At 36.9% G+C, this 13,207-nt stretch carries 9 protein-coding genes; 1 reads left to right on the top strand and 8 read right to left on the bottom strand.

The genetic code is table 11. The features are described 5' to 3' along the window. Positions 1–15 precede the first annotated feature (15 nt). From ACM6F9_RS12635 to ACM6F9_RS12600, 8 genes are all read right to left on the bottom strand, one after another. Complete coding sequence (locus tag ACM6F9_RS12635; protein WP_414846045.1) at positions 16–2,163, bottom strand: T9SS type B sorting domain-containing protein; 2,148 nt, start codon at positions 2,161–2,163, stop codon at positions 16–18. 101 nt (positions 2,164–2,264) lie between these two features. Next, a complete protein-coding gene (locus tag ACM6F9_RS12630; RefSeq protein ID WP_414846044.1) occupies positions 2,265–4,361 on the bottom strand; it encodes a T9SS type B sorting domain-containing protein in 2,097 nt (698 codons plus the stop codon). Between the two features lie 30 nt (positions 4,362–4,391). Beyond that, on the bottom strand, positions 4,392–5,003 hold the full coding sequence (locus ACM6F9_RS12625; protein WP_414846043.1) for a hypothetical protein: 612 nt from the start codon (positions 5,001–5,003) through the stop codon (positions 4,392–4,394). A gap of 304 nt (positions 5,004–5,307) precedes the next feature. Then, positions 5,308–6,543, bottom strand: coding sequence for an MFS transporter (locus ACM6F9_RS12620; RefSeq protein ID WP_414846042.1), 1,236 nt, complete (start codon positions 6,541–6,543; stop codon positions 5,308–5,310). A gap of 92 nt (positions 6,544–6,635) precedes the next feature. Continuing rightward, the gene (locus tag ACM6F9_RS12615; protein WP_105700569.1) at positions 6,636–6,998 is read right to left on the bottom strand and encodes a hypothetical protein; all 363 of its coding nucleotides are present in this window, start codon (positions 6,996–6,998) and stop codon (positions 6,636–6,638) included. Between the two features lie 69 nt (positions 6,999–7,067). Continuing rightward, the gene (locus tag ACM6F9_RS12610; protein WP_414846041.1) at positions 7,068–8,567 is read right to left on the bottom strand and encodes a GH3 auxin-responsive promoter family protein; all 1,500 of its coding nucleotides are present in this window, start codon (positions 8,565–8,567) and stop codon (positions 7,068–7,070) included. A 137-nt stretch (positions 8,568–8,704) separates the two neighbouring features. Further along, a complete protein-coding gene (locus tag ACM6F9_RS12605; protein WP_414846040.1) occupies positions 8,705–8,998 on the bottom strand; it encodes a hypothetical protein in 294 nt (97 codons plus the stop codon). Positions 8,999–9,181: 183 nt separating this feature from the next. Further along, on the bottom strand, positions 9,182–9,577 hold the full coding sequence (locus ACM6F9_RS12600; RefSeq protein ID WP_414846039.1) for a hypothetical protein: 396 nt from the start codon (positions 9,575–9,577) through the stop codon (positions 9,182–9,184). A gap of 251 nt (positions 9,578–9,828) precedes the next feature. On the opposite strand from ACM6F9_RS12600, the gene mfd reads away from it, so the two are divergent. Then, entirely contained in the window at positions 9,829–13,197 is a 3,369-nt protein-coding gene (gene mfd, locus ACM6F9_RS12595; RefSeq protein WP_414846038.1) for a transcription-repair coupling factor, read from the top strand. The last annotated feature ends 10 nt before the right edge of the window (positions 13,198–13,207 follow it).

The raw sequence follows: 13,207 nt of genomic DNA, 5'->3' as shown, positions 1-13,207 counted from the left end.
AAGATTCAGTAAAACTTATTCTTTATTTTTTACCAATACCCATCCTGAATATTTAGTTTCGGTATTGTTTTTATTGTCTTCATTCCAAGAGATGGTATACCAGTAAGTTCCGGTTGGAATTTTCTTACCAAAGGCTGTTCCGTCCCAGGAGAAATTTCTCATTTTATTGGCTTCATGAAGTTTGTTTCCGTATCTGTCATACACAATGAAGATAAGGTTTTTCTTGTATGCCAGTGCAGAATAGTCAATAACATCATTGATGTTGTCTCCATTAGGGGTGATTGCGTTAATAAGATTAGGAACCGTAACAGTCACCTGGATAGGAGTACAGTTGTAAGTATCTTTTACATAGATAGTATTCTCTCCTCTTGGAAGCCCGGTGAATATATTAGAATCCTGCCATTTGATACCGTCTATAGAATATTTATAAGGAGGAACTCCGCCTGTAGCAGTAACTGTAATATTGTTATTTGATATTTCTATTCCTGAAATTACAGGCTGAAGACTCGCGTGTATACGTACTTCCTGAAGAGTGAAACATTTTCCGGTCTGAAGTTTTACCCAATATACACCTACTGGTACATTGTTAATGGATTGTGTTGTTTCTCCGGTACTCCATTCATAGCTGACAAATCCAGGGCCAGCATCCAATGTTGTTTTGCTTTCAGCACAAATTGTTTTGTCTTTTAATACTGCTGATTTTACAGGAGGAAGTACTTTCAATTCTATTTTAGCAATTGAATAACACTGCTTGTCATTATCTACTCTTGCGTATACCGTTTTGCTTTCTGAAAGATAGTTGAATGGGGTTGCAATCGGGTTAGTCTGTGCTTTAGCATCAGCTACTGATGTGTAATATTTAATAATCGTTCCTGTAGGAGTTGGAACTGCTACGCCAATATCTGCTTTAGAAAGATCAAATGTTGAACGGTTAACATCATTATCAATATAGCAGTTTTGGATCACGGCATCTTTTAATACAACTGTTGGGTAGAACAATAGTCTTATCGTAGTAGTTGCTATACATCCGAAAGTAGAAACTACTTTTACGTATATCGTTGTTTCTGGAGAAACATAGTTGGCAGGATCAGTAATTTCGTTGATACCTGCATTCATATCAGCAATAGTAGCATAATACTTAATTGTTGCTCCAGGGCCGCCAAATACATTGGCTGTTGTTAAGTTGTATTTTGCGGTGCCTGCTCCATTATTATTACAAGAATATAGAGTGGCTGTGTTTGCTGAGATGCCAACATTTACAAACTTAAATTTCCCTGTTATGAAACATCCGTTGATAGGATTGGTAGGGTTAGTTGGATCTTGGTATACAATTCTGTAATAATATGTTGTTGTCCCATCTACAGTTGTTACTGTAAGAGGGTTTTGTCCTGTAAGGGCATCATTGGTTGTTTTATGATAGGTAACCTTGAAATTAGAGCTGTTACCATTAATAATAGCAGCAGTAAGTGTTGTAAAATCAAACTGAGTAGGTAATGCACAAACCATTACCTGGTTAGGATCGTTAGGAGTAGCTCCCGGAATTCCCGGAGCAATAAATGGATAAGGAGAAAGAACAGGATCGTTAAATGCAGAACTTAAGCTTGCAGTACCTGACCATTCTAAAGAAAATCCATTGGTGGATCTACTGAAGTTGTCAATCACCAAATAATATGTTTGACCTACTAATACATCCAGATAAGGGCTCCATTTACCATTGTTCATACTTGCCGTAGTGCCGGGAGGGTTGGTAGGAAATACAGCCGGTGGAGCAAGAGCAAGGTCCAGACCTGTGTCTCCCGGAGTACCGCTATAGTTACATCTTATTGGCTGTATAAAAACGTGATCCGCATTCTGTAAAGAAGCACATCCGTTTGCAGTTGGACCATAAACTGCGAAATCATAATCATCACCCTGATCGTTAGGTTTTATTTTAAATGCCAGTGTTCCTGGTGTGGATACAGTGAAGGTATACCAAACGGTATATCTCTCATTCGTGCTAAGACATCCTCCGTTTTGGTTAAGAATTTCTATAATATTCCCCGGGCCTGAAGGAGTGTACGAAATGTCAGAGTTGCCACAGATGGGGATGGCCGTGACACAGTCTGACTGTGAGTAAGCCAATTGTGTTATCAATAAAATAAAAAGGAGTAGTATTTTTTTCATTGTTAAAAGTTTTTGTTAAACCAAACTGAAATCAATAATTTTTTTTCTATGATTTGTAAAAGAAAAAGCCGCCAAAGCGGCTTTTTCTTATTATATGATGATTATTCTCTGTTTTTTACAACAATCCATCCTGAAAACTTGAAAGGAGTATTCTTTTTGTCATTCTCATTCCATGTTACAGAATACCAATAGGTACCTGTCGGGATTTTCTTCCCGGCAATAGTTCCGTCCCATTTGTATCCGTTGGATTTGTCTCCCTGGTGAATTTTTGTCCCGTATCTGTCAAAGATACTTAAAACAAGGTTCTGTTTGTCTGCTATTGCAGAATAATCTACAACATCATTCACACCATCTCCGTTTGGAGTAATCATATTGATAAGGTTAGGAACCACTATTGTTACTTCAATAGGATCACAATCGTAAGCATCTTTTACATATACTTTGTAAGTTCCTCTTGCGATATTAGAGAAAATGTTAGAGGTCTGCCACAGAATTTTATCCATTGAATACTGGTAATCCGGTGTTCCTCCTATTACATTGATCGTTAGTGTAGTGTTGGATACATCAACGCCTGTTACCACTGGCTGCTCAGAAGGATATACTGTTACTTTTTGAGTAGCGATACATTCTCCTGTCTTTAATTTTACCCAGTAATTTCCTACTCCAACATTTTTGATAGACTGCGTAGTTGCTCCTGTGCTCCACTCATAGCTGCTGAATCCAGGACCTGCATCAAGAGTTGTAGTGTCTTCCATACAGATGATTTTGTCTTTCAGAACACTTGATGTTACAGGGGCAATTACCGTTAAGGTAATTTTTGCAACAGTATAACATCCGCGGGTATCTGATACTCTAACATATACAAAGCCATTTGGAGCAATATAATTATTAAATGTTAAAATTTCGTTTGTTGCATCTATGGCGTCTGTCAATGATGGGAAGTATCTCTTGGTTGCAGTTCCTGTAGGGCTTGTAACCGGAGCATTGGCAAGATTGAATAACGCTGTAGATGGGTTTGATTCTATGAAACAAGATCTTATTGACGCATCTGTTGCTGTAACCAAAGGATAGAATTTCAGAGTAATTTCAGCAGAAGCTGTACATCCAAATTCGTTGATTGCTTTTACAAAAACTGAACCTTCTGCAGAAACAAACACATAAGGGTTGGTAATCTCATTGGTGCCGTTCGTAAGATCATACATAGAAGGGTAGTACTTTAATATATGATTAGGAGCAGCTCCTACAGTTGCTGTAGACAGATCATACGTTGCCGTTCCCGAACCATTATTACTACAAGAAGTAAGGGTAGCAGGGTTTAATGTAAAAGATTTATCAATGAATTTAATCTGACCAAATTCTCTACACTGATTTAAAAAGCTGGTTGGGCTGTTCGGATCAACATAACTGATGGCATATGTATAATTGTTAGCCACATTAATATTCGTAGGTGCAGTAATAGGATTGTTATCATCTAATGCGTCTGTTGGTGAAGCATAATACTTTACAATAAAATTAGAGTTACCATTTATGATCTGTGCAGAAAATGTAGAAAAATCATAGTTTACAATTTTACCACATACAGGGATTTCTCCATTTTGAGTAGGGCCAGGCTCTAAAAATGGATGTGGCTGATAAACCTGTGCAGAATTATTATCAAAAGGAGTAAGAAGTTTAGCTGTTCCTCCAAAAGTTAAGGTAAATGGTGCAATGTCTACAGAATAGTTATTTAAAAGAAGATGATATACCTGTCCAGGCAGCACATCAATGTATTTTACATAGCCATCACCACCACCACCTTCGGTTGTATCAGTAGAGGTCATATTAAGCCCGGTTGGGTTGATAATAGTAGAATTCACGCCGGCATAAGAACATCTCAACGGAGTAGCTGTTGTATTGGCACAGTTAAAGTTGGGTCCATATAGGGCAAAATCATAGTCAATCCCTACTGCAGTGGGACCTGTAGGAGTTACTACAAAAGTCAATGTTCCTGCGGTCTCTATACTGAAAGTAAGCCATATAGAGTTACTTTCTCCGTTAGGACCCAGACAGCCTACCTGGCCTTCTTTCACGCTTCCCCAGCCGTTAGGCGTAAGAGAAATAGCGGCATCGCTGCATATTGGGATGGCGGAAATACAGTCTTGCTGTCCAAACGCCACTTGAGTCAAGAAAAGTAGAAAAACGAGTAGATATTTTTTCATGTTGATCATTTTAATTTTTTTATTTCCAGATTATTGGACAGTGGGTACCAATTGTTTTCCCCATGAAGGAGATTGGCTGTTTGAGGAATTTTGGTTAGAAAATTCGCCTAAAGCTTTTTGGTATAAAATGTCGGCATTGGATTTATCTCCTGATTTTTCTTTAATTTTTGCTTGAAGAACAGCTAGTCTCGGATTATTGCTGGAGTTTGCTTCCGCTTTTGCTATGCTTTGAGAGATCACATTCAGATCCGGCTGATTGTTTTGAGATCCATCAATCTGCATTTTCTGAAAATACAGTAAACCTAATAATATGTTTATCTCCGCATTGTCTCTTTGTTTAGTCCATATTCCTGTTGCTATTTTTCTGGCTAAAGCATTGTCGTCCATGAGACTGACTCCGGGAGCTTTCTTTAGCAGGGTTTCATTTTTAAGGTATAAAGAAACAACAGCATAGTAGTTGGCCTGCCATGTTTCAGTAGTTTTTGCTGCTGAGAATTTATTGAAAAGGTTGTCGTAATCATTGGTTGTCTTGGAGTTGTTGAGCTGCAAGACGTTCTGTGCTAGTGCTTTGTCAGTGAAAGTCTGGGCTTCAACCCAGCAGCTTGCAATGAAAAAGCTTAAAGTTAGTAAAAGTTTAGTCATAGGGGGATATTTTATCAAGCAAATATAAAAAATTATTAACGTTAAATTAAAGATTTTGAGATATATTTAATGAAAGTAATATATTGGTTTCTAATGTTGTATTTTATTTTTTCAATGCAATTATGTGGAGATCGTAAAGATATTGGCAGTTTCGATAAATATTTGTGGTATAAATATCATATTGGCCTGAGAGAAAATAGCTATAAAACAAAAAACAGAATAGAAAATGTTCTATTCTGTTTTTAAGTATTTCGAATTACGGTTTGCTCCGTTTAAAATCTGAAAAGGGTTGAGAAATAATAAGTTAATATTGCATTTTTCTTAGTTTAGGATTGGTGCTTCCTACGATTAAAGCTACCAAAACCGTCATACAGCCACCAAATACAACTGAACGTACAACTCCTAGTAATTTGGCCATAACGCCACTTTCAAACTGCCCCATTTCGTTGCTGGACATAATGAAAATTGAATTGACACTAAGTACACGTCCTCTGATGTGATCAGGTGTTTTTAGCTGTACAATTGTACCTCGGATAACTACAGAAATTCCATCAAGCATTCCACTCATTACAAGGAACATAAATGACAGCCAGTACAATTTGGATAAACCAAATCCAATGATACAAAGTCCAAATCCGGTAACAACGGCAAGAAGTATTTTTCCCTGATTTTTTCGAAGCGGAACTATAGATAGAATAGTAATGATACACATTGAGCCGATATCAGAAGCTGCATTCAGTAAGCCGAAACCTTCAGCCCCGGAATTTAAAATATCTGTAGCAAATACCGGAATCATAGCCACTGCGCCACCAAAAAGTACTGCAAACATATCAAGGCATAAGGCCCCTAAAATTTCTTTGGTTCTAAAAATATAAGAGATTCCTTCACGCATGCTTTCTACCACATTTACAGTTTCTTTTTTATATTCTGAATGTTGTTTTTTAAGTTGCCAGAAAAATAATGAAGCAACAAAAATTAATGCTAAAATAGCAACCAATGTCCATTTTACACCGATAAATCCAATAAGTATACCTCCTACAGCATGTCCGCATACAGAAGATATCAGGAAAGTTGCCTGATTCAGTGTGACTGCGTTGGGAAGATTTTCTTTCTTTACAATTTTAGGAATCATGGAAGGAACAATAGGTCCGATAAACGCTCTTGCTATTCCCGTGAAAAAGATAACTCCATAAATATAATACGTGATCTGATGGCCTGTGAAATGCATTTCTACATCAAAGAAGGCAGGAATCAACAAAAGTCCGATCAGGAAAATATAAGCGTAATTGCAGATAAGAAGCAGTCTCTTCTTTTCATTCATATCAATAACATGCCCGGCATACAGCGCACAGCTTACAGCGGGAATTACTTCAGACAGTCCAATAAGACCTATTGAAAAAGGATCTTTTGTTAATTGATACACCCACCATCCTAATAAAGTGGCAAGCATTCTGAAAGCTAAAACAATAAAAAATCTTCCGGTGAGAAGATTTCTGAACTCGACATTTTGTAATGTCTGTAACGGGGTAAAGGAAATCATGAACAAAAATAGCCCTAAAAATTTATTTAGGACTATTCATATGACAATTTTTGAATGATATATTAAATATATCTCAAAAGATAAAATCTATTTTAGTCAGCTCTTGAAGAACTGATTACGATGGCAGCAACACCGGCAGCACCAATAATAGTGGCACCTGCAGCAATTCTTGCTTTTCTTCTGTCTTTTACAGCAGCTACATTAGCTTTAGGAATCACCACTTCTGTACTGTCTTTCTTACCTGCTGTACCTACAAGATTATCACCAACGACATTTCTGAACAAGATAGTCTGTTTCGGAGAACCATCTCTCATAGTTACTTTATATACCTTTCCGGCTTCAAGATTAGAGTAATTGTTTTTTGAAATATCTTCGCTGTATTTTGTAGTAGCACAAGATGTAATAACAAATAAAGATGTTAGTAAAGACGATTTCAACAGTACAGATGCTTTCATTATTTTCTTTTAGTTTTTCAAATTTATAATTTTTTTCGAATATACGTTTTCGGAATTGAAAAAATGTGATTATTTTTTGTAAATTTCCAAGAGATCTGCAATGTTTCTGTCATTAGCCAATCTCGGTGTTTTATTTTGGCCTCCCAGTTTCCCCTGAGATTTTGCATATTCATGAAATGCATTCTTTTTAAGTCTGGTAAGCTGAAGTTTTTGTAAAATATTTCCCGAAATTAAATCATCATAATAAGTATTCCTTGCTCTAAGCTGCTGGTCCAGCTCATTTCTGAATAATTCCAGATTCTCAGGTTCTTTTTCAAATTCGATCAGCCATTCATGATAAGGAAGTCCTTCTTGTGGATTTACCTCAGGTGCAAGATGAAACTCCGTAATCTGGGCAGGATGTTTCTCAAGAGTAGCTTTCATGGCTTCTTCCACTTCAAAAGCAATTACATGTTCTCCGAAAGCCGAAGTAAAATGCTTCGTTCTGCCACTCACCAATACCCTGTATGGAGCTTTGCTGATGAATCTCACGACATCTCCGATGGAATATGCCCATAATCCGGAATTGGTGGTCAGGATCAGAGCATAGTCTTTATTAAGCTCAATTTCTTTTAATGTTAATCTTCTTGCGTTGGGTTTACCATATTCTTCTAAGGGAATAAATTCATAGAAAATCCCATGATTGGTTAATAGTAGTAATCCTTCCTTTGTGTAATCATCCTGAAAAGCAAAAAATCCTTCAGAAGCTGGAAATGTCTGAATAATATCCACTTTTCCACCCAATAAACCTTCCATTTTATCACGATAAGGTTCATAATTAACCCCTCCGGTAACGATAAGCTGTAGATTTGGGAAAAGCTGCTTGATTTTTTTACCATGTCTTTCGGTCAGTTTCTCAAAGTACATGATCAGCCATGGTGGGATTCCCGAGATTAGCGTCATATCTTCGCGTTCCGTTTCCTCAATAATTTGGTCTACTTTGGCTTCCCAGTCTTCCATAATATTGGTTTCCCAGCTTGGTAGTCGGTTTTTCTGAAGGTAATTAGGAATGTGATGAGCTACAATACCGGATAATCTTCCTGTTTTTATTCCAAAGACCTCTTCCAATTCTGGGCTTCCTTGTAGAAAAATCATTTTTCCATTCACAAAGTCAGCGTTATTCTTTTTGCTGATATAATGAAATAAAGCACTTTGGGCTCCTGCAATCTGAAAAGGCATTCCTTCTTTAGAAATAGGAATATATTTAGATCCGGAAGTTGTTCCTGAAGTTTTGGCGAAATATTCCGGAGTGTCTGTCCATAAAATATTGGCTTGACCTTTTTTTACTCTTTCAATATAAGGTTTAAGATCTTCATAGTCGGCTACAGGAACTCGATCCTGAAATTCTTTTACAGAATGGATGTTTTCAAAATCATGTTCCCGCCCAAAAAGTGTCTTTTGAGCTGTGTTCACTAGAGAAAGTAATAAATCCTCCTGATTTTTCTCTGCATTTTTTTTGAAACCCTCTGCCTTTTGAACATGTTTCTTTGCCCAGATAAGCGCCGCATTTTTCTTGAAGAAGTTTAACATGGGTCAAATTTATAAATAAGTAGAGAATCTCGAATCATTTTTTACGAAGCTTCACATAAAAAAAACCGATAGAACAAGTTCCATCGGCTTTTTCGAAATTTGATTATGAAAATAACAACTATATGTTAATGTTGTACTTATTTGTTTGCTTTGTATCTCTTATCCGGAGTACCGTCTTTTTTAAGATGTTTGTTTTCTTTGTATCTCTTATCTGGAGTACCATCTTTTTTCATTTTTGCAGCCGGTTGTGCGGGTTTTGCAGGTTTAGCATCCATTGCCGGTTTTGCAGCTTTTACTTCTGCAGGCTTAGCAGCATTCACTGTAGTTTTTGCAGGGTGATGAGGCTGAGCGCTGGTAGCGGGAGCAGTTTGCTGAGCAGTTGCAAGTCCTAATCCCAGGATCAATGACATTGCTGATAAGAATTTTTTCATAAGAATTATTGTTTGTTTTTTTAGATGAATAAAGATATACAAAAAGCAGGCTAGAAAATTCAGATTTTCAACCTTAACTAAAGTTTATTACAGCTTAAAAAAAAATTAAAACACCTCATTTACAATGAAAAAGCCTGTCTCCAGAAATGAAGACAGGCTTGCATAATATATAAATAGACATGGCTAGCGCGTACAGTTGGCTGTCCACGTTTTGCCATCTTTGACGTACAGGATTTTTAGAACATTATTGTCAATTCTGATATAAGAGGTTGCTGTAGAACCTATCATAACAAGAGTATGATCTCCTTCCTGATTAAACTCTATTCCGTTAAGATCGGGAATACTGTTCGAGAAAGCGAAATTATATTTGGTTCCGCTGGCAATTTTCGTTACAAATACACTTCCATTGTCTGTACTGATATTGGTAGAACTACCGTCTTTATAAGAAATACTTCCTTTATATGTTCCTGCAAAAAATTCGTTGTTTACCGGATCATCATCTTTGCTGCACGACGAAAAAGATACCGCTGTAAATACCAACAGCATCATCACTCCTAAGATTTTAATTGCTTTTTTCATAATATTATTCTTAATGTTTGGTTAAGCTGGAAGTCCCAAACACTGTGCCATGGGAGGATAAGTGAATTTTTTTAACAGGTTCTTAAATAAAATTGTAAAAAATTAAGATTTATGAAGCTAAGTCATTCATTTTAAACTAGAAGTTTTTCATTCTTTCGGAGGAAGAAAAAAAATATCCGTACCTTTGTAAGGCAATAAACGGTTTCGGAAAACTCCCGAAATCGCTTTTGTCGTTTATACCAATACTATTTATGCAATTAAAATCCATCAACGAAAAGTTTCTTCCAGATCTGATGCAGAAAGAGTTCGGGAAAGAAATTTTCACGCAGTTAGAAAACAGTCAGCATATTGCCGTAAAAGGAAGTGCCGGATCTTCAGTTTCTATTTTTGTGGCTGAACTTTTTTTGGTTCAAAAGAAAAATATTCTTTACCTGGTAGATGATAAAGAGGATGCATTGTATGCCAATACGGAAATGGAAGACCTTCTGGGTAAAGATAAGGTACTGTATTTTCCTGCGACCCATCTTGAACCTTATCAGGTAGAAAAAACACAAAATGCCAATCTGGTTTTAAGAACTGAAGTTCTCAATAAAATAAATTCCGGAAGATCTCCGAAAGTCATTGTGGCCTATGCCGGAGCTTTGTCTGAAAAAGTTTTAAAAAAAGAAGATTTTAAAGCGATCTCTCATCATATAAAAGTAGGTGATCAGCTGGACTTTGATTTTGTAGACGAATTACTCAATCACTATCATTTCCAGCAGGCTGATTTTGTTTCAGAACCGGGAGAGTTTTCAGTAAGAGGAGGTATTGTGGATGTATTTTCTTTTTCAAACGAAAAACCTTACAGAATTACCTTCTTTGGGAATGAAGTGGAAAGTATTAAAACCTTTGATATTGAAACTCAGCTTTCGGTAGATAAAGTAAAAGACTTTCAGCTTGTTTCCAACATGAACTTCTCTGTTACAGGAAGCAGGGTGTCATTGCTGCAATTATTGCCGCAGGAAAGTTTTGTAATTTCCAAGAATGGAATGATAGGAATGCAGAAGATCAGGTCATTCTATGAAAGGTCTCTGGAAAAATATGACACTTTAAATAAAGATATTGCCCACAGAACGCCACAGGAACTTTTTATTTCAGACCAGGAATTTTTATTTGATTATAAAAAATTTAAAACGGTTGATTTTGGAGGAGCAGCTATTGAAGGCTTGAAAGAGATTACAGAAGTCAAAATGGAACAGATCCCACAACCATCTTTCCATAAAAACTTCGAACTGCTGATTGAAGATATCGAAGAAAAGCAAAATAACGGATTCGATACCTGGATTTCTTTTTCAACGGAAAAGCAGAAAGAAAGACTTGAGTCTATTTTTGAGGAACTTGAACATGAGCTTCCTTTTAAAAGTTTTAAGTCTGAACTTCATGAAGGATTTGTAGATAATGGGCACAAATTGCTGGTTTATACTGATCATCAGATTTTTGACCGTTATCAGAGATATAAAGCGAAAAATACTTTTGCAAAATCTGAGCAGCTTACTCTGAAGGATTTGATGTCATTGAAAATAGGGGATTATATTGCTCATATTGATCATGGAATCGGAAAGTTTATGGGACTTGTAAAAGTAAATAACGATGGTAAGATTCAGGAATGTTTTAAACTTACCTATAAAAATGGAGACTTATTATATGTAAGTATTCACTCTTTGCATAAGATCTCGAAATATAATGGACCGGATGGAAGGGAGGTCGTGTTGAGTAAGCTCGGTTCTCCGACCTGGAAATCATTAAAACAGAAAACAAAAGCTAAGGTAAAACAGATTGCTTTTGACCTTATTCAATTATATGCGCAGAGAAAAACGGCAAAAGGCTTTGCTTATACGCCAGATTCTTATCTGCAGAACGAATTGGAGGCCAGCTTTATCTATGAAGATACTCCGGATCAGGAAAAAGCTACAATAGATGTGAAAAAAGATATGGAAGCTGATACCGTTATGGACAGGCTTGTTTGTGGTGATGTAGGTTTCGGTAAAACGGAAGTTGCAATCCGTGCGGCATTTAAAGCGGCAACAGACGGTAAGCAGGTTGCTGTATTGGTTCCTACCACTATCCTTGCTTTTCAGCATTACAGAAGTTTTAAAGAAAGACTGAAAGATTTTCCTGTCAATGTTGCTTATGTCAACAGATTCAGGACAGCTAAACAAAAATCCGAGACTTTAGATGCTCTGAAGAATGGAAAAGTAGATATCATCATTGGAACACACCAGCTGGCAAGCAGTTCGGTGAAGTTTAAAGATCTGGGCTTATTGATTATTGATGAAGAACATAAGTTTGGCGTTTCAGTAAAGGATAAACTGAAAACACTTAAAAATAATGTGGATACGCTTACCCTGACAGCAACGCCTATTCCAAGGACTTTACAGTTCTCTTTAATGGCTGCCAGGGATTTGTCTGTCATCAAAACACCACCGCCCAACAGGCAGCCTGTAGATACGCAGTTGATTGGATTCAGTGAGGAAATACTTCGTGATGCGGTTTCTTACGAACTTCAGAGAGATGGTCAGGTTTATTTTATCAATAACAGAATTGAAAATCTGAAAGATATTGCCGGACTTATTCAGAGGTTGGTCCCGGATGCAAGAGTAATAACAGGGCATGGGCAGATGGAAGGAAAGCAGCTGGAAAAGAATGTTTTGGATTTTATGGAAGGAAAATATGATGTTCTTGTTTCCACTACTATTGTAGAAAGTGGAGTAGATGTTCCCAATGCCAATACTATTTTCATCAATGATGCACAAAGATTTGGTATGGCAGATCTTCACCAGATGAGAGGAAGGGTGGGGCGTAGCAACAGAAAAGCATTCTGTTATCTGATCACTCCTCCTTATGATATGATGACTTCTGATGCAAGAAAGCGTCTGGAGGCTATTGAACAGTTTTCTGATTTGGGAAGCGGTTTCCAGATTGCAATGAAAGACCTTGAAATTCGAGGTGCAGGAGATCTTCTGGGTGCTGAACAGAGCGGATTTATCAATGAGATGGGGTTTGAAACTTATCAGAAACTGATGCAGGAGGCATTGGAAGAATTGAAAGATGATGCTGATTTTGAAAAACTGTTTGATAATGAAGAAGACAGACAGAAACTGTTTAAATCTGTGAAAGATGTTAATATTGATACAGATTTAGAATTGATGTTACCAGATTTCTACATCTCCAATACGGAAGAAAGATTATTGCTGTATCAGAAAATTGCAGAAATTACTAATGAGACAGATCTTCACCAGTTTGAACTTGAATTGATTGATCGTTTTGGTGCATTGCCAAATGAAGCAGTAAATCTTTTGAAGAGTGTGTCACTGAAGTGGCTGGCTGCAGATATTGGCTTTGAAAAGATTGTTATGAAAAACGGGGTGTTCCTTGGATACTTCCCTGGAAACCCTCAGGATAAATTTTATCAGACGGATAGATTCAGGCATATCATTAATTATTTAACCCGAAATCCTGCTGAAGCTCAGCTTAAAGAGAAGTCCGGGAAAGAAGGTAATCAACTGATGATGAGAAAAGAAAGGGTGAAAAATGTGGATGAGGTGAATATGCTTCTGAAGGCTATTATTGAACATAATTAAATTATAAATT

This window comes from Chryseobacterium sp. IT-36CA2 (genome assembly GCF_949767875.1).
In the GTDB taxonomy this organism is placed as follows: Bacteria; Bacteroidota; Bacteroidia; order Flavobacteriales; family Weeksellaceae; genus Chryseobacterium.
The sequence above is the reverse complement of the archived record's forward strand: the minus strand, read 5'-3'. Positions and strand labels throughout refer to the sequence as shown.